Here is a 22579-nt window from a genome sequence, read left to right as displayed (position 1 = left end):
TCTTGAGATGGGGTCGGTCATGGACCGGTAAAGGCCCGGGCGTTCTTCAGGGCGGGGATCGCCGCGCGCGCCTTGGCGGCGGCGGTCAGGTCGAGATCGGCCAGCAGCACGCCGGGTTCGTCATGGTCCAGCGTGGCGATGATCTCGCCCCACGGCCCCACTACGATCGAGCGGCCCCAGGTGCCGCGCCCGTCCTCGTGGAAGCCGCCCTGCGCGGCGGCCAGCACGAACGAGCCGGTCTCGATGGCGCGGGCGCGCAGCAGGGTCTCCCAGTGGGCTTCACCGGTCGGGCGGGTGAAGGCGGCCGGAACGGTCAGCACGGTCGCGCCGGCCAGGGCCAGGGCCCGGTGCAGGGCCGGAAAGCGCATGTCGTAGCAGATGGTCAGGCCCAGCTTCGCCCAGGGCGTGTCGACCACGACGGCCGCCTCGCCGGGCTCATAGGCCGAGGACTCCCGCGCCGTCTCTCCGGTGGGCAGGTCCACGTCGAACATGTGCAGCTTGTCGTAGGTGGCCACGATCGCGCCGGTCGGGTCGATGACCACCTGACGGTTGGCGGCCTTTTCGCCGGCTTCGCGCCGCACCAGGGCCGAGCCGATGTCGATCCAGGTTCCGGTCTGGGCGGCGATCTCGCGCAGGCCCGACACCACCGGATCCTCGTCCAGCGTTTTCAGCGCCGGCAGCAGCAGGCTGCGGTCCTTCTGCACCACGTTGGTGCATTCGGGCGTCAGGACGAACGTGGCGCCGCCCGCGATCGCCTCGCGCACCAGCGGCGCCACGTGGTCGAGCGCGGCGGCGTGGGTGGCGGGGGTGCGGGTCTGGATCAGCCCGACGCGAAGCGGCGCGGCCTGGCTCATGCGTTCAGCAGGGCGTCCAGCTTGCCCTGGTCTTCCAGAGCCATCATGTCGTCGCAGCCGCCGATGTGCTGCTCGCCCACGAAGATCTGCGGGAAGGTGTTGCGGCCCGAGCGCTGCATCATCTCCTGGCGCAGGGCCGGGTCCATGCCCGCCTCGATCTCGGTGAAGTCAGCGCCCTTGTCGTTCAGCAGCGCCACGGCGCGCGCGCAGTAGGGGCAGAAGGGGCGGGTGTAGATGGTGACCTTGGCCATGAGGTGACTCGCTGGTGTTCCGACGCCCTCATATAGGACGCGCCTGCATTTCTGTAACGCGCGCGACGACGGATAGGGTCACCCTGGCCGCGCCGGCCGCCAGCAGCGCCCGCGCGCAGCCCTCGGCGGTGGCGCCGGTGGTGAGAACATCGTCAACCAGCAGGATCCTGCGGCCCTCGACCTGGCGTCGCCGGGCCGGCGGGACGACGAAGGCGGCCGCCACATTGCGCCTGCGCCCCGTGGCCGACTTGCCGCCCTGGCTGGCGGTGTCGCGTCGGCGGACCAGGGCGTCGGGCAGGTAGGGGCGCCCCGCCATGCGGGCCAAGGGGCGGGCGATCTCGGCGGCCTGGTTGTAGCGGCGGCTCAGAATCCGCGACCGATGGGCGGGGACGGGCGCGATGGCGTCGGCTTCGTCCAGCAAGTCGACCGCCGCGCGCGACAGCCAGCGCGCGAACAGGCCCGCCAGCTCGGTGCGGTCGGCGTGCTTGAGCATCAAGACCAGATCGCGCGAGTGCTCGTCATAGACACAGGCCGCCCGCGCCCGAGCGAAGGCCTTGGGCTTGGCCTGACAGGCGGGGCAGCGTTCGGCCGCCGCATCGACATAGGGCATGGCCAGGCCGCAGCCGTCGCAGACCGGATCGTCGATGAAGGTGACCTTGCTGAAAGCTGCTGGGTCGAGACCGCCGGTGAGCGCGGCCTGGCCTTGCAGGCTGGCGGGCGGCAGGATCAGGTCCAGCATCCCCCGACCCAGACCGCGCAGACGCGGGACCATGAGGCGGGTGGCGGCTTTCCATGTCGGTTCGAAATCGCCATGTTCCGCGCCCATGACCGCTTCTCCGCTCCTGTTCGACCGCGCCCTGCTTCGCCGGCGCCTTGACCGCGCCGCGCCCGAGTTCGGCGCCGCCGACTTCCTGAAGGTCCGCGCCGCTCAGGATGTGGTGATGCGGCTGGAGACGATCCTGCGACGCTTTCCGGTCGCCGTCGACCTCGGCGCGAGAAACGGTCATTTTTTCAAGGCGTTGAACGACAGTGACGCCCGCGCCAACCTCGACACGCTGATCGAGGCCGACCTGTCGGGGCGGATGCTGGCCGGCCGCGAGAGCCTGCGCGTCGTCGCCGACGAGGAGCGGTTGCCGTTCGGCGACGCCACGCTCGACCTCGTGGTTTCGACCCTGTCGCTGCACTGGACCAATGACCTTGTCGGCGCGCTGATCCAGATCCGCCGGGCGCTGCGGCCGGACGGGCTGTTCGTCGGCGCGATCTTTGGCGGGGCGACCCTGACGGAGCTGCGCCAGTGCCTGCTGGCGGCCGAGGCCGAACTGTCGGACGGCGCGTCGATGCGGGTGTCGCCGTTCGCCGACGCCATCGATGCGGCGGGCCTGCTGCAACGGGCGGGCTTCGCCCTGCCGGTGGCGGACGTCGATCGGGTCAAGGTGCGCTATGGCCATCCGATCGCGCTGCTGCGGGATCTGCGCAAGATGGGCGAGACCAGCGTGCTGCTGGACCGCTCGCGCAAGCCTTTGACGCGGCGCGTGCTGTTTCGGGCGATGGAGCTCTATGTCGAACGCTTCGCCGAGGCCGATGGCAAGGTGCCGGCGACGTTCGAGATCGTCTCGGTCACCGGTTGGGCGCCGCACGACAGCCAGCAAAAGCCGCTGCGGCCGGGCTCGGCCAAGATGCGCCTGGCCGACGCCCTTGGGACCCAGGAGCAATCGACCGGCGACAAGGCGGGTTAAGGGGCGGCGTAGGCGCCGTTAGCTGCCCATCGCGTCGGCGGACTTGGTGAAGGCGGTCTTGATGCCGTCGCTCAGCACGGTCATGGCGCCGATCAGGGCGATGCTGATCAGCACCACGATCACCCCGACCTCGACCGCCGTCGCGCCGGACTGGTCACGCCAGAACGCGGTCAGAGGACGTCGCGCAGCCAGGCCACCAGCGGCTCGTCGGCCGGCGGCATCGGATAGTCGCTCAGCTTGTCCGGTTTCACCCATGCCAGCGCCTCGTGCTCCTTGCGCGTCACTTGGCCTTCCCACCGACGCAGGAGGTACAGTGGCATCAGGAGGTGAAAAGACTCGTAACTGTGAGACGCAAAGACAAAGGGCGCCAGGCAGGCCTGGGCGACCTTGATCCCAAGCTCTTCCTGCAACTCGCGGATCAGGCATTCTTCCGGAGTCTCGCCAGGCTCGACCTTGCCGCCGGGAAACTCCCAAAGGCCCGCCAGTTGCTTGCCCGGCGGCCGCTGGCAGATCAGCACGCGCCCGTCGACATCGATCAGGGCGGCGGCGGCGACGAGGACGATCGGCTTGGTCATTGGGGGCGGTTTGGCGCGGGGCGGCGCGTGGGTCAATCTAGGCGGCGTGAAATTGATCCGTCATAGCGCATCGACCGATACGCTTCCGTCAGCGCCATTGTACGCGAGCTTGTATCCACGCAGGAACGACCGTCCGAGTATGACGCCATGCCACTGGTCGCCCCGCTGAAGCTTGACCCCGGTGAAGGGTTGAAACAGGAGCCGCTCCAGGCTCGGAATGTAGATGCGGGCAGTATAGATGTAGGCCCAATGGCGGCCGCCAACACCGCTGATTTCGCCCTCATCGGTTATCGGAAGCCCCAGCGAGCGGGCGAGATCATCGTCGATGCAGTCACCACCTGCTCCGGTGTCGATCAGCGCTTTGACCTTCTTTTTGGGCAGATCAGGCTTGTCGCCCGGTGGCGATTGGGACTTCAAGCCTATGTCGACCAACAACGTCGGGCCGAGTTGCACGAGCAGATCGGCTGGGGACGCGCCTGCCCTTCCGGCTTTAAACCCGGCTTGCGCTGAGGGCATGCGAAGGCGTGAAAATCATTCCACCCGGCAGCTGGATTGCAGCTGGCGCGCCGATCTGCCTAATCAGGCAAGCCCCTGACCCGAAACGCTCCACGGCAAGCGTGGCCGCTTCTTCGAAGTCATTGAAAACGCCTTGAAGCTCGCCACCATGGATGACAACCCACTCCTTGGCATGAGCGGCCTCTAATTCCGCGCGCATCTTTTCGAATGCGGCGATGTCGTCTCGAAGGATGGTCATCGGCGATTCCCTTGCGGCTTTTGAAACACCGATTGGCTTACCAAGCCAATCAACTCCCGTCACAACGCTCCAACATCGCCTGAGTCTCAGCTTTTGAGGTTAAGCGTTATTAACCATTTGCGCGAGGTGCGTCGAGTTTGCGGTAAAGCCGCCGCCGCTCTCAAAACTTGACTTTCCTACTCGGATAACCGATACACCCACTCGCGCCACTCCGGCGCTATTGGCGCTCCAGCCGCGTGAGGGTCCGTTTTCGGGCCAGCCTGTCGAGCGCCTTGAGAGCTTTTCTCACCGATCGCCCGTGCACGCGGGGCGCTCCCCCGAACGATAGCCGACAGGCCAGCCGTGCGAGGAACGCATGCGCTGTTTTTCGGCGCTTGAAAGACACAACACACGTGACTCAATTTTCCGACCTTGGCCTGGCCAAGCCGCTGCTGAAGGCGCTTGCTGAAAAGGGCTACAAGGAACCGACGCCGATCCAGGCCCAGGCCATTCCGGTGGTGCTGCAAGGCAAGGACCTGTTGGGCATCGCCCAGACGGGCACCGGCAAGACCGCCGCCTTCGCCCTGCCGATCCTGCAGCGCCTGGCCGAAGACCGTAAGCCGGCCCCGCGCCGCGGCTTCCGCTGCCTGGTCCTTTCCCCGACCCGCGAGCTGGCCACCCAGATCGCCGAGAACTTCAAGGCCTACGCCGTCCATATGGGCCTGTCGGTCCACACCATCTATGGCGGCGTCAAGTACGGCCCGCAGATGAAGGCCCTGGCCGGCGGCATCGACGTTCTGGTCGCCACCCCCGGCCGCCTGATGGACCACATGGCCGAGAAGTCGGCCATCGTCTCGGGCACCGAGATTTTCGTCCTCGACGAAGCCGACCAGATGCTGGACCTGGGTTTCGTGGTGCCGATCCGCAAGATCGCCGCCCAACTGACCAAGAACCGCCAGAACCTGTTCTTCTCGGCCACCATGCCCAGCGAGATCGGCAAGCTGGCCGGCGAGCTCTTGAACAACCCCGTGCAGGTCTCGGTCGCCCCGCAGGCCACGACGGTCGAGCGCATCGACCAGCGCGTGCTGTTCATCGAGGCCCAGCGCAAGCGTCCGCTGCTGGCCGAACTGTTCGCCGATAGCAGCTTCTCGCGCACCATCGTCTTCACCCGCACCAAGCGCGGCGCCGACCGGGTGGCCAAGTATCTGAACGCCGCCGGCATCGAGGCCGCCTCGATCCACGGCGACAAGACCCAGGGTCAGCGCGAGCGGGCCCTGGCGGCCTTCAAGGCCGGCGAGATGCGGGCCCTGGTGGCCACCGACATCGCCGCGCGCGGCATCGACGTCAACGACGTCAGCCACGTCATCAACTACGAGCTGCCCAACGTGCCGGAGGCCTATGTCCACCGGATCGGCCGCACCGCCCGCAAGGGCAAGGACGGCATCGCCATCAGCTTCTGCGCCGATGACGAACGCAATCTGCTGAAGGACATCCAGAAGGCCACCCGCCAGACGATCCCGTCCTTCGACCGTCGCAATGACAAGCAGCTGGCCGCCGCGGCCGCCGTCGCCGACAAGCTGGTTCCGGCTGAAAAGTACGTCGACCCGCGCAAGGCCGACCCGCGCAACAACGTCCCGTCCGAACTGCGCCGCAAGCGTAACCGCAAGCCTGGCGGCGGCGCTGGCCGAACCGAGGGCGGCCAGAAGTCCGGCCAAGGGCGTGGCCAGGGTCGGGATCAGGCCCGGGGGCAGGCGCCCAAGGGCGCGGCTCCCCGAAACGAGTTTCGCGGCCCCAAGCGCGCCGAGGCCGCCAGCGAGAAGCGCTGGTCGCCGATCGACTGATCGTCAAAGATTACAATAGGTTGTGCAACCGGAGCGAGGGTTTCCCTCTCGCTCCGCAACTGCAGCGCTTGATTTAAGGCGGAGCTTGAAACCGCCTCCGCGAGCAGTCACCTTGAGGCCAGGGCCGATCGGCGGATCGGGCAGGGGACCTTGGGATGGGCGAGGGCGGCGAACAAGCCACGCCTGCAATGACGAAGATCGTCGGTGGCGAGATGGCCGCGCGCGTCCGCGCGTTTGATTGGTCGACGACGCCGTTGGGCGGGCGTGAGACCTGGTCGCCGGCGTTGCGCCTGGCGGTCGACATCGTGCTGGCCAGCAACTTCCCGATGGCCCTGCGCTGGGGCCCGGAGCTGGTGCTCATCTACAACGACGCCTACGCGCCCGCCCTGCACGAGCGCCATCCCGTCTCGCTGGGGCAACGGCTCTCTGACGCCACCCCGGCGTTTCAGGCGACGCTGCGCAGCTTGCACGACGATATTCTTGCTGGTCGAAGCGGCGGCTACGCCTTTGAGCGCCTGCCGCTGAAGGTGCTGCGCGACGGTGTTTTGGAAACCGGTTACTTCGCAATCAATTACAGTCCGCTGCCCGACGAAAGCGCGCCGAGCGGCGTGGGCGGCGTGCTGGTGGCGGCCGTCGAAATTTCACGGTCGGTGGAAGCCGAGCAGACCCTCCGCCGTACCCAGGAACGCTACCAGATGGCCCGCGAAGCGGCCGGCGTGGTCGGGGCCTGGGAATGGGACATGAAGGCCAACAAGGTCTACGCCGACGCGCGATACGCCGAACTGCACAATGTCGACCCCTCCCTGGCGGAGCGGGGCCTGCCGGTAGAGGCCTTCACGCCGGCGCTGCATCTTGATGACCGCGAGCGCATTCGCGAGGCCGCTATGGCCTCGGCGGCGACCGGCGAAACCTTCTCCGAGGAGTATCGCCTGGTGCAGGCCGATGGCTCGGTGCGTTGGATCTATACGCGCGGAAAGGCGTACCTGGACGACGCCGGCCAGCCGTCGCGCAACGCCGGCGTCATCATCGATGTCACCGAGCGCAAGCAGGTGGAGGCCGAGTTGGCCGCCGCCCGCGTCGACCTGGATCTGGCCGCCCAGGCGGCGGGTCTTGGGCGTTGGGTGATCCGGCCACACCTTGGCCAACGCTACTGGGACGCGCGTACCCGGGCGATCTTCGGACTCACCGAGAACGAGGCGCCCAGTACGTCTCGCTTCCTGGCGCTGGTGCACCCCGACGATCGCGAGGCGGTGCGCGACGCGATGGCCGCCGCCACCGACCCGCACGGGACGGGCACGATCAATCTCGACTACAGGATTCACCGCGCCAACGACGGCGCCTCGCGTTGGATCGAGGTGTTCGGCCAGGCCTTCTTCGAGCACGAGGTGTGTACGCGCTTTGTGGGCGTCGCCTCAGACGTCACCGATCGTCGCGAGGCGGTGGAACGTCTGCTGAGCCAGGAGGAGACCCTGCGGCTGGCGATCGACGCCGCCGACGTGGGCACCTGGAATCACGATCTGCAGTCGGGCGAGGTTCGGCTTTCGGATCGCTGCTACGCGATGTTCGGCGTTCCGGCCGGCGAGCCGGTCTCGCTCGAGAGTCTGATGCCGCTCACCCATCCGGCGGATGTCCAACGGACGCGCGACGCGATCGCTCGCGCCCTGGATCCTGCCGTCCGCGCCGAGTACGCCGTCGAGTTCCGGGTGATCGGTCGGGACGACCATGTCGAGCGCTGGCTGTCGGTGAAGGGCAAGGTGTTCTTCGACGAGGACGGCAAGCCTCGGCGTTTCCTCGGAGCGGCGGTCAATATCACCGAGCGCAAGCGCGCCGAACTGCATCTGCGCCTGCTGGTCAACGAGCTGAACCACCGGGTCAAGAACAGCCTCGCCACCATCCAGGCCATCGCCGCCCAGAGCTTCAACGGCCAGCATTCGATGGCGGAGGCGCAGGAAGCGTTTTCCAACCGCATCGTCGCGTTGGCCGAGGCGCATGATCTGCTGACGCGCGAGAACTGGGAAGGCGCGGACATGCACGACGTCGCCTGCCGTGTGGCCGCGCTGCATGGCGGCGACGCCCGCTTTGAGCTGAACGGCAGGGCCATCCGCCTGTCGCCGAAGACGGCGTTGTCGCTGTCGATGGCGCTGCACGAACTGGCCACCAACGCGGTCAAGTACGGCGCCCTCTCAGGTCCGGACGGGCGGATCCGGATCGCCTGGGATCTGGCGCCTGAGCCGGGCGCGCCCCGTCTGGACATGACCTGGACCGAACGGGGCGGGCCGCCCGTGACGCCGCCCGAACGGCGCGGCTTCGGCTCGCGTCTGATCGAGCGCGGCCTGGCGGCGGAGCTGTCAGGCGCGGCGGTGATCGACTTCCAGCCCGAGGGCGTGGTCTGCCGGATCCGGGCGCTGCTCGAGGCCTGAGTCAGAGCGTGACGCCGAAAGTGGGAACCGGTTTCGGCACGAGTCACGCTCTAAGTGTTTGATTTAGAGACTTTAGCCCGAAATCGATTCCGATATCGGGCTAGAGGCTCTAGTTCGCCGCCGCGCGGAGGGCGGCGGCGATCTGCTCGTCGGTGCGCCGCAGGGCCATCGTCAGCGCGCCGGCCACGATCAGCGGGATCAGCGCCCAGACGAGCAGGCCCGCGACCGCCAGGGCGGTGGCGCCGCCGATCAGGGCGGCGATGACCAGTTCAGCCAGCGCGGCCAGGAACGAGCCGCCGCGACGCCGGCGGAAGTCGGCGCGCTTGCCCGGCTTCTGATGCCAGACGCCGATCAGGCCAGCCGTCCAGGCCGTCAGCCCGGCGCCGAGCGCGGTCCAAAGTCCAGCCAGGGGCGCGTACCAGATCAGGGCGGCGATCGGCACGACCAGCAGTCCCGCCACCGGGATCAGGGCGGCCGCCAGCTTGGCGCGGCGCAGCACGCTCATCGGCGTGGGCGAGATGGCCAGCAGGTCCGGCGTGTCCTCGGCCGAGACGGTGATCCAGATCAGGCTCCCCGCCACCTGTCCGGCCAGAAAGGTGACCGCCGCCGCCGGGCCCGCCAGGGCCCAGTCAGGCAGGCGCCCGGCGACGCGAACCATCACGAAGGCGAGGGGCACCATGTAGAGCACGCGCAGCAGCACCTGCGAGAGCAGCGCCGCGTCGCGGCTGATCAGGCGCAGTTCCTTGCGCAGCGTGGCCTGGAACGCGCCCGCCGCGAAGTCGCGGGTAGGCCCCTTGGCCGCCTTGCGCGTCTCGGCCCCCTGCGTCGCGGCGGCGGCGTCGGCGAAACGCCGGCCCAGCACCCGGGCGGCGAACAGGAACACGCCCAGACCGATCGCCAGCAGGATCAGCAGCGGGATCGGCTGGCCGACCGCCGCGCGCAGCGGCAGGTCGGCGAACGGCGGCGGCTGGATGCGCCCGTCGCGCACGTCCAGCGCGATGCGCGCGAACAGGCTTTCCGACGCCTTCTCGCCCATCAGGTTGCGGTACTGGCTGGCCAGGAAGAAGGCCGCGCCGATCAGGGCCGCCATGACCTGGGCCACGGTGCGGGTGCGGCGCGGGCCGATCAGCGCGAACAGCGCCATGGCCAGCAGCAGGCCCACGCCCGAGGCGGCCAAAGCCGCCGAGGCCAGCACCACGAACACGCCGGCCCAGTGCGGGTGTCCCATGACGATCGCCGGGGTCAGCAACAGAACGGCCGGCAGCATGAACCAGAGGCCGGCGTTGACCGCCAGGCCCAGGGCCCGGACGAACAGAACCCTGCGCGGCGACAGCGGCGAGGAGAACAGCAGGTCGAGGTCGCCGCGCTCGTAGAGGGCGTCAGCCGAGGCCGCCAAGGTGGTCGACAGCATCAGGGTCAGGATCACCGCCAGCGCCATGTCGGTGATGATCACCGCGAAGGGGATGATCGGGACCTCGTGTCCCTTGGTCGCCAGCGCCAGGAAGACGCCGCCGGCCAGAGCGAAGGCGCCGAGGATGGCGAAGGCGATGATCGACCCCGGGCCGCGCGACTTGCGGCCGGCCATGGCGCCGCGCCAGGCCAGGCGAATCTCGTGGGCCAGAAGCCAGGGCGTGCTGGCCGGCTTGAATGGCAGGCTCACGCGGCGGCCTCGGCCGTCAGTTGCAGGAAGACGTCCTCCAGGGTGCGGCCGCTGGCCTCACCGGCCTTTCCGCGCAGTTCCTCCAGCGTGCCTTCGGCCAGCAGGCGACCGCCGGCGATGATGCCGATGCGGTGGGCCATGCGCTCGGCCACCTCCAGGATGTGCGTGGTCAGGATCACCGTCCCTCCCGCGTCGACGCGGGCCTGCAGCATGTCCTTGACCAGGCGCGCGGCGGCGGCGTCGAGGCCCGTCAGCGGCTCGTCCAGGATCAGGAGCTTGGGATCATGGATCAGGGCGCCGGCCAGGGCGACCTTCTGCTTCATGCCGCGCGAAAAGCCTTCGCAGCGGCGGCGGGCCTCGGACGCCAGGCCCAGCGTCGACAAGAGCTCTTCGGCCTTGGTCTTGGCGGTGCGCGGGTCGATGTTCCAGAGGCCGGCGACGAACTCCAGGTACTCCAGGGGTGTCAGCTTGTCGTAGATCATCGCCTCGTCGGGCGCCCAGGCCAGCAGGGCCTTGGCGGCGGCCGGGTCCTTGCGGGCGTCGACCCCGAAAATGGCGATCTCGCCCGCGTCGGGCTGGGTGAGGCCGGCGACCATCCGCAGGGTGGTGGTCTTGCCTGCGCCGTTCGGGCCCAGCAGGGCGTAGAGCTCGCCCGCGCGGACCGTCAGGTCCAGGTTCGACACCGCAGGCTTGGCGAACGTCTTGTTCAACCCGCGAATTACCAAGGCTTCCGTCAACGCCGCCCCCAAAAGCACAACTTTGCGGCGGCATGTGAGCCTGATGCGGTCCGCCACGCAAGCCGAACACGCGAAGGGCGCCGAACCTGCGTCCGGCGCCCTCAAGGCGTCTGCGATGACCGCCCGCCTTAGCGGTAGCGGTACTCGTAGTGGCACTTCTTCTTGTTCTTGCCGATCTCGTGGCCGGCCACGGCGCCGACCGCGCCGCCCAGCAGGGCGCCTTCGGTCTTGTTGCCGCGCGCGGCGACGGTGTTGCCCAGCAGGGCCCCGCCGAGGCCGCCGATAATGGCGCCGTTCTTGGCCTTGGACTTGTTACAGACCAGAACGCGATAGCGGTTCTTCGACTGGGCGTCGGCGGTGGTCACGGCCACGGTGCTGACGGTGAAGCCGACGGCGGTGGCCAGGATGATGGCTTTCAGGGGCGCGCGCATGACGAGCTCTCCGTTCTTGTTTCTTGGTTCGATCCCTCGGTGACTCAACGCCCAAGCCGGCGGCCGGTTTCCGAAAAGTCGGCGAGCCGACCGTCGACCGGGTGTTGAGGTCAGGGTCAGCCCTGGACGCGATAGCGGCCGTCGGCGTCGGGGCAGACGCGCACGTAACGGGTCTCGACCCGGCCGTTGTACTCGGTCGGAGCCGGGGCCAGGCGGCAGCGCTCGCCGGAGTCGGCGTAGCGACCGTCGCTGTAGCGGTAGGGTTGGGTCTGCTCGTAGCTGTAATAGGCGCCGCGCGTGTCGCACTTGGCCGAGGCGTTACCGACGGCCGCACCGACGCCCGCGCCGACCAGGGCCCCCAGCACCGTGCCTTCCGGACGGGCGTTGCGCGCGGCGACGTTCGAGCCGAGCGCCGCGCCGGCGAGGGCGCCGATCACGCCGCCGACGGTGGCGTTGCGCTTGGCGTCCTGTCGGCAGTCGGCGCCGGTGTTGGTGCTGACGCTGGTGTCGATGCTGTAACCGCCGGCATAGGGCGCGCCGTAGCGGCTAGCCTCGCCCGGATAGCGGCGGTCATAGCTGCCGTAGCCGTTGCGACGGTCATAGGCGTCGCGGGCGGCGATGTAGCGGTCGCGATCGCGCTCCCACTGATCGCGGTTGGCGTCATAGCCGGCATAGCTGACGCCGCTGACGCGGAATCGCGCGGCCTCGCGCGGGTTACGGCGGTCATAGGCGCCCTCGCCGTAGCGGCGGTCGTAGCTGTAGCGCGCGCGCTCGTAGTTGGCGCGGGCGCGTTCGAACTCGGCCTGCTCGGCGTAGTAGGCGGCGCTGTCGCGGTACTGGGCCACGCGATAGCGGTCGGCGTAGCTGGGATGGCGGCGGTCATAGGCGCCGCGACCGTAGCGACGGTCATAGTCGTCGCGGGCGCGCACATAGTTGGCGCGGTCGCGCTCATAGGCCTCTTGCCGCGCCTGATACTCGGCCACACCTTCGTAATAGTTGGAGCGCTGGGTGTCGTAGCGCTCGAGGCTACGCTGATAGGCCGCATCCTGGGCGAAGGCCGGGGCGACCGCGCCGCAGGCCACGGTGGTGGCGAGCAGCGAGGCGAGAATCCTGGAAGTCATGGTGGTGGTCTCCGTTCAACCGAACGGATCGACGTCCGACCCCGGCACGGGCCGCCAATCCGGGGGCGTCCGCCCCTGCGGAGACAGATAAGCGTTGGTTGGCGCGGAGGTTCCCGAACGGCGTCCTCAGTCCCTCGTCACCGTCATCATGTAGTTGATGTCGGTGTCGCTTGAACGGCTCCAGCGGCCGGTCAGCGGGTTGTAGGCCACCCCAAACGGACCCTGCATCGCCACGGGCTCGTTGCTGAGGAAGGCGCGCAGCTCTTCGGGTTTGAGGAACTGCTTCCAGTCGTGGGTGCCGGGCGGCACCCAGCGCAGCACGTACTCGGCGCCGATCTTGGCCAGGGCCAGGGCCTTCAGCGTGCGGTTCAGGGTGGCCACGACCATGATCCCGCCGGGCTTGAGCAGCTTGGCGCAGGTGCGCAGGAACTGGCCCGGATCGGCGACGTGTTCGATGACCTCCATGGTCAGCACCACGTCGAACGGCCCCGCGCCCTCGGCCAGCAGCTGTTCGGCGGTGGCGGGGCGGTAGCCGATCGTCAGGCCCTGCTCGGCCGCGTGGGTGGCGGCGGTCTTGATGTTCTTTTCCGAGGCGTCGATCGCCGTCACCGCAAAGCCCAGTCGCGCCATGGGCTCGGACAGCAGGCCGCCGCCGCAGCCGATGTCCAGCAGGGAAAGACCCTCGAACGGCGCCCGGACGGCGCCGTCGCGCCCGAACCGCGCCAGGGCCTGCTCGCGGATGAAGGCCAGGCGGCAGGGGTTGAACACATGCAGCGGCGCGAACTTGCCCTTGGGGTCCCACCACTCGGCGGCGATGGCCGAGAACCGCGCGACGTCGGCGGGGTCGATGCTCCAGGAGGGAGCGGGGGAAGCGGCTTGTGTCATGGCGCGTGTCTACCACGAGGCCGCGTGTGCGCCACGTCCCAACCCCCTCACGCAAAAAAGACACGTCCGCGACATTGCCGTTGCGCCATCGGCTCGCTAGAAGGCGCGGGCTTGCGCGAGGGGGAGCGATCCGGCCGCGCGGGCGCAAGAAATAACCAAGTGTCGAGGTACCAAGGACGTGTCACGTCTGGTGATGAAGTTCGGCGGCACATCGGTGGCCGATCTGGAGCGCATCCGCCGTGTGGCGCGCCTGGTCGCCGCCGAGGTCGCGACGGGTAAGCAGGTCGCGGTGGTCGTCTCGGCCATGTCGGGCAAGACCAATGAGCTGGTCGCCTGGACGGACGGCGCTGGCCGCGCCGCCCAAGGTCTGCCGGAGTCGGACGACGAGTACGACGCCGTCGTCGCCTCGGGCGAGCAAGTCACGGCTGGCTTGCTGGCCATGACCCTGCGCAACATGGGTCACAAGGCCCGCTCGTTCCTGGGCTGGCAGGTGCCGATCCTGACCGACGAGGCCCACGGCCGCGCGCGGATCGAGGAGATCCCGCCGGAGAACCTTGAGGCCTGCTTCGCCAACGGCGAGATCGCCGTGATCGCGGGCTTCCAGGGCGTGACGCCGAACCGCCGCATCACCACCCTGGGCCGGGGCGGCTCGGACACCAGCGCCGTGGCCATCGCCGCCGCCGTCAAGGGCGACTGCGACATCTACACGGACGTGGACGGGGTCTACACCACCGACCCCCGGATCGAGAGCAAGGCCAAGCGCCTGGCCAAGATCTCCTACGAAGAAATGCTCGAAATGGCCTCGCTGGGGGCCAAGGTTCTGCAGACCCGCTCGGTCGAGATGGCCATGGCCCATCGCGTCCCGGTGCGGGTGCTGTCGAGTTTCGTCGAACCGGGCGAAGCCCCGGGCCAAGGTACGATCGTCTGCGACGAGGAAGAAATCATGGAAAAGCGCATCGTCTCCGGCGTCGCCTACAGCCGCGACGAAGCCAAGATCACCCTGCTGGGCCTGCCCGATCACCCGGGCGTGTCCTCGCAGATCTTCGGCCGGCTGGCCGACGCCAATGTGAACGTCGACATGATCGTGCAGTCGCGCGCCCGCAGCGCCGCGACCGCCAACATGGAGTTCACGGTCGGCAAGCGTGACGCCGCCCGCGCCGTCGAGATCGTCCAGGCCGCCAAGACCGAGATCGGTTTCGAGGACGTGGCCGTCAACGAGGACGTCGCCAAGGTCTCGGTGATCGGCGTGGGCATGCGTTCGCACGCCGGCGTCGCCCAGTCGATGTTCGCGGCCCTGGCCGAGAAGAATATCAACATCCAGGTCATCTCGACCTCGGAGATCAAGATCTCGGTCCTGATCGACGCGGCCTACACCGAACTGGCCGTCCGCGCCCTGCACGCGGTGTACGGGCTGGATCAGCTCTGATCTGAGACGGAGGGAGCGCCCCCTCCGTCACGATGCTGCGCATCGCGCCACCTCCCCCGCAAGCGGGGCAGGAGGACACGGTTTCATCCTCCCCCGTGAAACGGGGGAGGGGGACCGCGAAGCGGTGGAGGGGGCGCTCTCCATCTTGCAAGAAAACGTCGCGTTCGGACGTTATGAGGGCGTCAGCCCAAGAGAGTCCCATGCCCGACGTCTTCAAGTTCGACCCCGACGCCAAGACCGTCACCTTCCACGGTGACGCGGGTCTGGAGCTGCTCTACGACCTGCTCCTGCGGGCCAAGTTCGGCGACGGCTACGAGAAGCCGCTGCTGATCAGCCCGTGGCTGGCGGCCCTGCTGCGGCAGCTGGACCAGGCGCTGCCGGACGACGGCCAGTGGTTCCCCGAAAAGCCCGGCCAGCCGATCTTCGACACCGACGACCTCTTGGCCATGGGCGACGCGGTCATCGAGGAGGGTCACACCGTCGGCTGGTGGACCATGAACCCGCTGGAAAAGCGCGACTACCTGCGCAAGGTCATCGCCGCCCCGCACCCGCTGACCGACCTTGAGGTCGCGTTCATCGAGAACGACATCGACGCGGCCCTGGAACAGGCCCGCCGCCTGGTCGCCGACGCCGACGAGCCCCTGGCGATGCCGGGGCACGGCTGAGTCGTCCTTTTCGCAGCGCGCTCAACATCGCGATAACGACGTTCTTAGAAACCCGATCCGGGGTGCTTAACCATGTCCGCGCATATCCTGGAAAGGCTGTTGGCCGCACCTCGCCCCCGAAAATAAAAGCCAGAACCAGATGGGGGCGACATGGATTTCGACGCGGCGATGGCGGCTCATGCCGACTGGAAAGTGAACTTGCGGATCGCGATGGAAACGCGGGCCCATGTCGACGTGGAGCGCGCCAGTTCCGACTGCAACTGCGCGCTGGGACGGTGGCTGCACGGCGAGGCCAAGTCGCGCTTGGCGGGGGACCGCACCTATCTGCAATGCGTTGAAGCTCACCGCGACTTTCATAAGTCTGCGGGTGAGATCGCCGTCGCGATCAATCGCGGCGACACCGCTACCGCCGCCCGACTCCTGGAGGGCGGTTCGCCGTTCTCGACCGCGTCACTCCAGGTCGCCGTGGCCATCCGACGTCTGAAGACCGCCGTCCCGGCCTGACGGCTACTTCGCCGCCGGCCGAGGCTTGGGATACCAGAGCGCGTTGACGATCACCCAGCGCTCGCCGAACCGGCCGAGGCTGAGGTGGTCGACGAACCACGGCGTCTCGACGCGCGCCACCGCCACATTGCCGGCGACGTCCAGCACCCGGACGGTGCGGTCCCACTGGTCGCGCGGGGTCTTCAGGGCGCCTTGCCGGGTGAGGTCGATCAGTTCGTCACGGCTCATGCGGCGCAGGGCCAGGACCTCGTCGGGATCGGCCTTGGCGCGGACGGCGCGCTTGGCCAGGTCCGGGTGCAGGGCGCGCGTGACGCGGGCGGTGTCGCCCTCCAGCTGACCGTCGACATAGTCGAACGCCACCGCCTCCACCGCCTTGACGGCCGCCGGGTCCAACGCCGGGGGCGGGGCGGCTTGCAGGGCCAGGGCGGTCAGCAGGGCGGCGATCATGCGCGTCTCCAAGAAGGCGAATCGAGGGCGCAAGCTTGAGGTGAATCGTGACGTTGGCGTGGCGAACCGGCGTTCGGTGAGACGGCTGTGCTTGGTAGCGGAGGCCAAAGCCTCCGACCTCTCCAGGATCAAAACACGCGTCATCCCGGGCGGCGAAGCCGACCCGGGACCCAGCGGCCGGCGCAATGCGGTCGCCCCTGGGTCCCGGCGTTACAGCCCGCTACGCGGTCTTCCAGCCGGGATGACGGCGCGTTTGGGGATTGAGGACGGACCGCCTAACGGCCCTCCCGCCGATAGCGCGAGACGAAGGCCCACAAGGCGTCGTTGTCGGCGAGCCAGATGTGGCCGCCGCCGACGGTCATGCGGCCCACCACATCGGCGTCGTCCCGACAGCCGGAATAGCGCTCCTCATAAACGCCGGGCGCGACCCATTGCGTGGTCGGCGGCGCCTGGCAGCCGTTCAGCGCCGCCCAGCGCTGCTCGGCCGCATGCATCGTGTACTGCCAGTAGCCCGCGCCGCCGCCCTGCGTAGGATTGGTCGTGTCCGTGTCGCCGGCGAAGGCGATCACCGGCATCGGACGCGCCGGCTGGCAGGTGGCGGGATCGGGCTCGTCCGGCTCTTCGCGGCGCGGATTGCCCGCCCGCAGGCCCACCACCGGCGCGATGGCCGCGTAACGGTCCGAGGCCACGCAGCCCAGCCAGGAGGCCATGCGTCCGCCGCCCGACAGGCCGGTGACATAGACGCGCGCGGGCTCGACGCAGCCCTCGGCGACCAGACCGTCGACCAGCGCCGCCAGATAGGCCACGTCGTCGGCGTCCGAGGCGTCGGGGATCTTGCCGGTCACGGTCGGCACGCCCGGAATGTTCCACGCAAAGCCCTTGCCGGCGGGGATGGCGGCGGTGGGCGCGACGACCAGGAAGCCGTGACGCTCGGCCGTCGCCTCCAGCTTGGAGTCGGTCAGCATCTTGCCGCCTTCGCCGCCGCTGCCGTGCAGCAGGATCAGCAAGGGCGCGGGCCTGGCCGCGTCGAGCGCCGCCGGGCGGCGCAGCAGGAACGGCCGCCCGGTCCCGCCGACGTCGACGCTTACGGTCGCGCCGGGCGAACCGACGGCGCAGGCCGCCTGGGCGCCGGCGGCGCCGCACAAGACCGCCAACGGGGCCAGAAGGGTCAGCAGCCCGCGTCCCAGCATTATGGCCCTCATCGACACACTCCTTATCGCGCAACCGCCAACCTAGCCGCAGCGCCCGTAAGGCGGAACCAGGGCGACGCTGATCTTGCCGCCGAGGCTGTGAGGATGCGTCGGCGGGGCTATAGTCGCGACATGGCCGATGCCTTGACCGCGCCCGCCGAACTTTCGTTCCGCCGTTATGGCGAGGACGCGCCGCCGCACGACCACGCCTTCGACCAGATCGTGTTGCCGCGCCGGGGCGTGCTGGAGATGGAGATCGAGGGCCGGGGCGGGCGAGTGGATCCAGGCCGCGCGGCGGTGGTGCCGCCCGGCGCCCGCCACGCCTTCGCGGCCTCGGGCGAGAACCTGTTCGTGGTCGCCGATATCGGTGGCGACCTGATGAAGCCGTTCGAGCGTCTGCGCGAGCGACCCTTTGCGCCGGTGACGGGCGCGGTGCGCGGACTGCTGGAGTTCCTGGCGGGCGAGAGGCCCGGGGCCATTGAGCCTGGGGTCGCTACCCTTTGGACCCCGCTGCTTCTGCGCGGGCTGTCGGCGGGGCCGATCGCCGTCGATCCGCGTCTCGCCCGCGCCGCTGCGCTGATCGAGGCCCGCTACGACCAGCCCCTGACCGTCCGCGATCTGGCCGCCGAGGCCGGCATGAGTCAGAGCCGCTTCTTCGCCCGCTTCGCCGACGCCTACGGAATGACGCCGCACGCGGCCGTGTCCGCCGCCCGCCTGCGGGCGGCGCAACGGCTGCTTTCGGACACCTCGCTGTCGATCGCCGAGATCGCCGTGCGTACGGGCCATGGCGACCAGAGCGGCCTGACCAAGCGCATGAAGGCGGCGCTGGGTGTGACGCCTGGGGCTTGGCGGAAGCGGCGGTAGGGCCGCTGATCACCCGTGAGTTTCCGCCAAGCGATCAGGAGCTTTCGCCAAGGCGGATCGTGACGGCGATGGTAAGCCGAACGTATGACCCCTTCGCGCAACCTCCTGCTCGGCCTGCTGTGCGGCGTGATCGCCGGGGCGTTCTGGGGCGGGGTGTTCCTGGCGCCGAAGCTGCTCTCCGAGTTCACGCCGCTGCAGGCGACGGCGGGGCGGTATCTGGCCTATGGCCTGGCGGCGGCGCTCCTGCTGCTGCCCAGCTGGAAGGCGGTGATGGCGCGGATGGACGGCCGCGACTGGCGCGACCTCATCCTGCTGAGCCTGTTGGGCAACCTGATCTACTATGTGGGCTTGGCCGTGGCGGTGCAGAGCGCGGGCGTGGCCCTGGCCTCACTGGTCATCGGCCTCCTGCCCGTGACCATCACCCTGGTTGGCGCGAGACCGGGCGAGGGGACGCCGCTGCGGCGCCTGATCTGGCCGCTGGCCCTGATCCTCGCCGGCGGGCTCTGCATCAACCTCGACGCCTTCGCCGCCGCCGGGCGGGCGGGGATGAGCCGGACGCTCGTCGGCCTGCTGGGCGCCCTGCTGGCCCTGGGGGTCTGGACCGCCTACGCCGTCTGAGACGCCCGGCGCCTGGCCGCCACGCCGAAGTTCAACAGCCACGAGTGGTCGCTGCTGACCGGCGTCGCCACGGGTCTGCTGTCGCTGCTCATCGTGGTCCCGGCCTTCGCCCTGGGCGGCAAGGCCCATGCCGCCAGCGCCTGGGGGCTGTTCTGGGGCGTCAGCTTCGCCGTCGCCATCGGCGCCTCAGTGATCGGCAACGGCCTGTGGAACGCCGCCAGCCGCCTGTTGCCGCTGTCGCTGTCGGGCCAGCTGATCGTGTTCGAGACCGTGTTCGCCCTGCTGTACGGCTTCCTGCACGAGGGCCGCTGGCCGCGCGCGCTGGAGAGCCTCGCGATCCTGCTGATGCTGGCCGGGGTGCTGTGGTCGGCGCGGCGGCATCGGGGGGATCACGTGGAGCGAACCAGCCCCCTCTAACCCGACCTCCCCGGCATTCGCCGGGGAGGTCGGAGGATCGGATCTTGAAAGCCCCCCAAACCTAAACCCCACCTGAACGGCCGGTCCCGATCTCGTTCAGGCCGAAGGGCCTACAACGCCTATCAACAGAGATAGGAGACCCGCCATGAAGACCCTCGGCAAGTTCACCAAGACCGCCATCGCCGTCACCGTCGCCGGCGCGCTGGTCGCCCCCGCCACCGCCGCCTTCGCCGGTGAGAAGACCGAGCGCGCCATCATCGGCGCGGTGATCGGCGGCATCGCCGGCGCGGCCATTGGCGACGGCAAGGGTGAAGCGGTCGCCATCGGCGCCGTCGCGGGCGCGGCCCTGGGCGCCAGCACCGCCAAGAACAAGTACGACCGGCGCTACAGCCAGTCGTACCGGACCGCCCCGCGCTACGGCTACGACAACCGCTACGCCTACGACAGCCGCGCCGACAGCCGCTACGCCTACGACCGCTACGGCCAACGCTATGAGCGCCGCGATCGCTATGACGACCGCTACGCCTACGGCTACCGCCGCTAACCGATCGCCGCTGGAGTTCTGATCCCTCCCCCAGTGTGCAAGACTGCGCCGTCCGGTTCCCCTCCGGGCGGCGCTTTTTCGTGAGCGCACACCTAATCGACGTTCGGTTGACGCGCGCGACTGGTCCCCGGGCGAAATCTGCTGTAGCCCCCATCTAGGAGGTAAGAGCCGTCTTCCCCCTGGCCGTTGACGCCAGGACAGGACGGGTCTTGGGACAGGGAGCGCGTACAGGCGTCATGGCGGCATCCGGCATCGCCGTTCGAGGACCACGCAGTCTGCTTCGGCAGATCCGCGAGGCCATGGCCGGCGCGGGGCCCGCTCAGGGCAAGCTGGACATGGTGGTGCGCACCATCGCCATTTCGATGGTGGCGGAGGTCTGCTCGATCTATCTGCGCCGCGCCTCGGGCGATCTTGAGCTGTTCGCCACCGAGGGTCTGGCCCGCGAAGCCGTCCACGTCACGCGCCTGAAGCCGGGCGAGGGCCTAGTCGGCGAGACCATGCGCCTGGGGCGGCCGCTGAACCTGTCGGACGCCGCCAGCCACCCGTCGTTCTCGTACCGCCCGGAAACCGGCGAAGATCCGTACCACGCCTTCCTGGCCGTGCCGCTGCTGCGCGGCGGCCGCGCGATCGGCGTGCTGGTCGTCCAGAACCGCACCGAGCGCAACTACGATGAAGAGGAGGTCGAGGACCTCCAGATCATCGCCATGGTGCTGGCCGAGATGGTCAGCTCCAGCGAGCTGCTGGGCGCCGACGAACTCAAGGACGTCGAGCTGGCGCCGCACAAGCCCGAGCGCCTCAAGGGCTCGCGCTTCGCCGAGGGCCTGGCCTATGGCGTGGCGGTGCTGCACGAGCAGCCGGTCGCGCCCGAGACCCTGCTGTCGGACGACGCCCTGGCCGAGGAAGCGCGCCTGACCTACGCCATCGAGGCGCTGCAGACCCAGATCGACGAGATGCTGGAAGGCCAGCACGGTCTGGTCGGCGCCTCCTACGAGGTGCTGGAGACCTACCGCCTGTTCGCCCACGACCGGGGTTGGAACCGCTCGCTACAGGAGGCGGTGCGCTCGGGCCTGACCGCCGAGGCCGCCGTCGAGCGTGTCCGCTCCGAGCACCGCGCCCGTCTTGGCCAGGCGCGCGATCCCTATCTGCGCGAGCGGCTGCACGACCTGGAGGACCTCAACGACCGGCTGCTGCGCCACCTGTCGGGCGATGTCCACGCCGTGCGTCAGCTGCCGGACGACGCGATCCTGATCGCCCGGAACCTGGGCCCCGCCGACCTCCTGGAATACGATCGCACCAAGCTGAAGGGCATCCTGCTCGAAGAGGGCAGCGCCGCCAGCCACGCCGGCATCGTCGCCCGCGCGCTCGACATCCCGTGCGTTGGTCGTCTGGTCGGTCTGCGCGACCGCGTCAACGAAGGCGACCCCGTCGTGGTCGACGCCGAGACCCAGGAGGCGTGGCTGCGTCCGCGCCCGGACGTGGTCAAGGCGCTGAAGGCCCGGATGGAGGTCCGCGCCCAGCGCAAGGCCGAGTTCGCCCGCCTGCGCGACACCCCGCCGATCACCAAGGACGGCGCCAAGATCACCCTGCTGATGAACGCCGGCCTGGCCGTCGATCTCGACATTCTGGGTGAGACGGGCGCCGAGGGCATCGGCCTGTTCCGCACCGAGTTCCAGTTCATGGTGGCCGAGGAGCTGCCGCGCCTGGAGGCCCAGACGGCGCTCTATGAAAAGGTGCTGGAAGCCGCCAACGGCATGCCGGTGACCTTCCGCACGCTGGATCTCGGCGGCGACAAGCTGCTGCCGTACATGGAGCTGGAGCGCGAGGACAACCCGGCCCTGGGCTGGCGCGCCGTGCGCATGGGCCTGGACCGTCCGGCCCTGCTGCGGATGCAGATCCGCGCCCTGATCAAGGCCGCCAACGGACGGCCGCTGCGGATCATGTTCCCGCTGGTGGCCAATGTGGACGAATTCCGCGCCGCCCGGTCGTTCGTCGACCAGGAGATCGCCTGGGCGTTGAAGCGCGGCCGGCCCGCGCCCGCGCGGCTGGACGTCGGGGCCATGGTCGAGGCGCCGTCGCTGCTGTGGCATTTGGACGCGCTGCTGCCGATGACCGACTTCGTGTCGGTGGGCACCAACGATCTGATGCAGTACCTGTTCGCCGCAGACCGGGGCAATCCCCGCGTCTCGGACCGCTACGACCCGCTGTCGCCGGCCGCGCTGCGGGCGCTGAAGACGATCCAGCAGGCCTGCGCCGACACCGGGACCCAGGTGTCGGTCTGCGGTGAGATGGCCGGCCGTCCGCTGGAGGCCTTCGCGCTTGTGGCGCTCGGTTTCGATCGTTTGTCGATGCCGCCTGCGGGGATCGGTCCCGTCAAGCAGATGGTCCTGTCGCTGGATCGCGAGGCGGCTCGTCGGAATGTCGAGGCGCTGCTGAAAGGGTCTGGCGGATCCTTGCGCGGCGAGATCGAAACCTTGGCGCGGAAACTCTACGTCGCCGTGTGACAAAAGCTTGGCTGTTAACCAAGCGTCACCGTTTAGTACATTGAATCCGGCTACTTAGTTTGTTATTCACAAAGACATATTAAGAACTCCGTCAAAACGGGGTGGGGGAGCGTGACGCGCCTCGCGCGTCGCGCGATTGTCGGGGGCTTTTAGCCGATT

The 22579-nt window shown here is 68.9% G+C and carries 23 protein-coding genes and 1 pseudogene; 10 read left to right on the top strand and 14 right to left on the bottom strand.

Features of this window, described 5'->3' with window-relative positions:
- Positions 1-17 precede the first annotated feature (17 nt).
- Genes CSW63_RS19025 through CSW63_RS19015 form a run of 3 tightly spaced genes read right to left on the bottom strand, consistent with a single transcriptional unit; the run spans position 18 to position 1931 of the window.
- The gene (locus CSW63_RS19025; protein WP_062097320.1) at positions 18-854 is read right to left on the bottom strand and encodes a carbon-nitrogen hydrolase family protein; all 837 of its coding nucleotides are present in this window, start codon (positions 852-854) and stop codon (positions 18-20) included.
- Positions 851-1105, bottom strand: coding sequence for a glutaredoxin 3 (gene grxC / locus CSW63_RS19020; protein ID WP_062097318.1), 255 nt, complete (start codon positions 1103-1105; stop codon positions 851-853). The genes CSW63_RS19025 and grxC overlap by 4 nt, the downstream gene beginning before the upstream one ends.
- A 28-nt stretch (positions 1106-1133) precedes the next feature.
- The gene (locus tag CSW63_RS19015) at positions 1134-1931 is read right to left on the bottom strand and encodes a ComF family protein (protein ID WP_062097316.1); all 798 of its coding nucleotides are present in this window, start codon (positions 1929-1931) and stop codon (positions 1134-1136) included.
- On the opposite strand from CSW63_RS19015, the gene CSW63_RS19010 reads away from it, so the two are divergent.
- Positions 1930-2841, top strand: a complete 912-nt coding sequence (locus CSW63_RS19010; protein WP_099503085.1) for a methyltransferase domain-containing protein — start codon at positions 1930-1932, stop codon at positions 2839-2841. The two genes, CSW63_RS19015 and CSW63_RS19010, sit on opposite strands and share 2 nt — an antisense overlap.
- A gap of 18 nt (positions 2842-2859) precedes the next feature.
- Here CSW63_RS19010 and CSW63_RS19005 read toward each other — a convergent pair whose 3' ends face one another.
- Genes CSW63_RS19005 through CSW63_RS18990 form a run of 4 tightly spaced genes read right to left on the bottom strand, consistent with a single transcriptional unit; the run spans position 2860 to position 4170 of the window.
- Positions 2860-3033, bottom strand: a complete 174-nt coding sequence (locus CSW63_RS19005) for a Flp family type IVb pilin (protein ID WP_062097346.1) — start codon at positions 3031-3033, stop codon at positions 2860-2862.
- The gene (gene mutT, locus CSW63_RS19000; protein ID WP_062097312.1) at positions 3012-3416 is read right to left on the bottom strand and encodes an 8-oxo-dGTP diphosphatase MutT; all 405 of its coding nucleotides are present in this window, start codon (positions 3414-3416) and stop codon (positions 3012-3014) included. The genes CSW63_RS19005 and mutT overlap by 22 nt, the downstream gene beginning before the upstream one ends.
- A 60-nt stretch (positions 3417-3476) precedes the next feature.
- A complete protein-coding gene (locus CSW63_RS18995; protein ID WP_062097310.1) occupies positions 3477-3869 on the bottom strand; it encodes a retroviral-like aspartic protease family protein in 393 nt (130 codons plus the stop codon).
- A 37-nt stretch (positions 3870-3906) separates the two neighbouring features.
- Complete coding sequence (locus tag CSW63_RS18990; RefSeq protein ID WP_062097308.1) at positions 3907-4170, bottom strand: hypothetical protein; 264 nt, start codon at positions 4168-4170, stop codon at positions 3907-3909.
- A 392-nt stretch (positions 4171-4562) separates the two neighbouring features.
- Here CSW63_RS18990 and CSW63_RS18985 point away from each other — a divergent pair, with 392 nt between their 5' ends.
- Together CSW63_RS18985 and CSW63_RS18980 are read left to right on the top strand one after the other, a co-directional pair.
- Positions 4563-5990 (top strand): DEAD/DEAH box helicase, encoded by a 1428-nt coding sequence (locus CSW63_RS18985; RefSeq protein ID WP_062097306.1) that lies wholly within the window; start codon positions 4563-4565, stop codon positions 5988-5990.
- Positions 5991-6145: 155 nt separating this feature from the next.
- Complete coding sequence (locus CSW63_RS18980) at positions 6146-8410, top strand: PAS domain-containing protein (RefSeq protein ID WP_062097303.1); 2265 nt, start codon at positions 6146-6148, stop codon at positions 8408-8410.
- Positions 8411-8519: 109 nt separating this feature from the next.
- On the opposite strand, the gene CSW63_RS18975 is transcribed toward CSW63_RS18980, so the two are convergent.
- The 5 genes from CSW63_RS18975 to ubiG form a co-directional block, all read right to left on the bottom strand.
- The gene (locus CSW63_RS18975) at positions 8520-10070 is read right to left on the bottom strand and encodes a hypothetical protein (protein ID WP_062099845.1); all 1551 of its coding nucleotides are present in this window, start codon (positions 10068-10070) and stop codon (positions 8520-8522) included.
- On the bottom strand, positions 10067-10819 hold the full coding sequence (locus CSW63_RS18970; protein WP_062099844.1) for an ABC transporter ATP-binding protein: 753 nt from the start codon (positions 10817-10819) through the stop codon (positions 10067-10069). Before CSW63_RS18970 ends, CSW63_RS18975 begins: the two co-directional genes overlap by 4 nt.
- 116 nt (positions 10820-10935) lie before the next feature.
- Complete coding sequence (locus CSW63_RS18965; protein ID WP_062099843.1) at positions 10936-11238, bottom strand: glycine zipper 2TM domain-containing protein; 303 nt, start codon at positions 11236-11238, stop codon at positions 10936-10938.
- 116 nt (positions 11239-11354) lie between these two features.
- Positions 11355-12359, bottom strand: coding sequence for a glycine zipper domain-containing protein (locus CSW63_RS18960; RefSeq protein ID WP_062099842.1), 1005 nt, complete (start codon positions 12357-12359; stop codon positions 11355-11357).
- Between the two features lie 126 nt (positions 12360-12485).
- Positions 12486-13244, bottom strand: coding sequence for a bifunctional 2-polyprenyl-6-hydroxyphenol methylase/3-demethylubiquinol 3-O-methyltransferase UbiG (gene ubiG, locus CSW63_RS18955; protein WP_062099841.1), 759 nt, complete (start codon positions 13242-13244; stop codon positions 12486-12488).
- A gap of 178 nt (positions 13245-13422) precedes the next feature.
- On the opposite strand from ubiG, the gene CSW63_RS18950 reads away from it, so the two are divergent.
- The 3 genes from CSW63_RS18950 to CSW63_RS18940 all read left to right on the top strand — a co-directional run bounded on the left by CSW63_RS18950 (position 13423) and on the right by CSW63_RS18940 (position 15839).
- Entirely contained in the window at positions 13423-14670 is a 1248-nt protein-coding gene (locus CSW63_RS18950) for an aspartate kinase (RefSeq protein WP_062099840.1), read from the top strand.
- Positions 14671-14870: 200 nt separating this feature from the next.
- Positions 14871-15335 carry a hypothetical protein gene (locus CSW63_RS18945; protein WP_062099839.1) on the top strand — a complete coding sequence of 155 codons (465 nt, stop codon included), beginning with the start codon at positions 14871-14873 and terminating at the stop codon, positions 15333-15335.
- 150 nt (positions 15336-15485) lie between these two features.
- Positions 15486-15839, top strand: a complete 354-nt coding sequence (locus CSW63_RS18940; protein ID WP_062099838.1) for a CZB domain-containing protein — start codon at positions 15486-15488, stop codon at positions 15837-15839.
- Positions 15840-15842: 3 nt separating this feature from the next.
- On the opposite strand, the gene CSW63_RS18935 is transcribed toward CSW63_RS18940, so the two are convergent.
- Both CSW63_RS18935 and CSW63_RS18930 read right to left on the bottom strand, forming a co-directional pair.
- Positions 15843-16286, bottom strand: a complete 444-nt coding sequence (locus tag CSW63_RS18935) for a nuclear transport factor 2 family protein (protein WP_082749810.1) — start codon at positions 16284-16286, stop codon at positions 15843-15845.
- Positions 16287-16561: 275 nt separating this feature from the next.
- Entirely contained in the window at positions 16562-17488 is a 927-nt protein-coding gene (locus tag CSW63_RS18930; protein WP_082749808.1) for a PHB depolymerase family esterase, read from the bottom strand.
- A 120-nt stretch (positions 17489-17608) separates the two neighbouring features.
- On the opposite strand from CSW63_RS18930, the gene CSW63_RS18925 reads away from it, so the two are divergent.
- The 4 genes and pseudogenes from CSW63_RS18925 to ptsP all read left to right on the top strand — a co-directional run bounded on the left by CSW63_RS18925 (position 17609) and on the right by ptsP (position 22420).
- A complete protein-coding gene (locus CSW63_RS18925; RefSeq protein WP_062099836.1) occupies positions 17609-18340 on the top strand; it encodes an AraC family transcriptional regulator in 732 nt (243 codons plus the stop codon).
- 84 nt (positions 18341-18424) lie between these two features.
- Positions 18425-19375: pseudogene (locus CSW63_RS18920) on the top strand (DMT family transporter).
- Positions 19376-19520: 145 nt separating this feature from the next.
- Positions 19521-19919, top strand: a complete 399-nt coding sequence (locus CSW63_RS18915) for a glycine zipper 2TM domain-containing protein (protein WP_062099834.1) — start codon at positions 19521-19523, stop codon at positions 19917-19919.
- Positions 19920-20155: 236 nt separating this feature from the next.
- The gene (ptsP, locus tag CSW63_RS18910) at positions 20156-22420 is read left to right on the top strand and encodes a phosphoenolpyruvate--protein phosphotransferase (RefSeq protein ID WP_062099833.1); all 2265 of its coding nucleotides are present in this window, start codon (positions 20156-20158) and stop codon (positions 22418-22420) included.
- Positions 22421-22579 lie beyond the last annotated feature (159 nt).

Source organism: Caulobacter sp. FWC26 (assembly GCF_002742645.2).
Lineage (GTDB): Bacteria > Pseudomonadota > Alphaproteobacteria > Caulobacterales > Caulobacteraceae > Caulobacter.
Note: the sequence above shows the minus strand (reverse complement) of the source record. Positions and strands in the feature narration are given on the sequence as shown.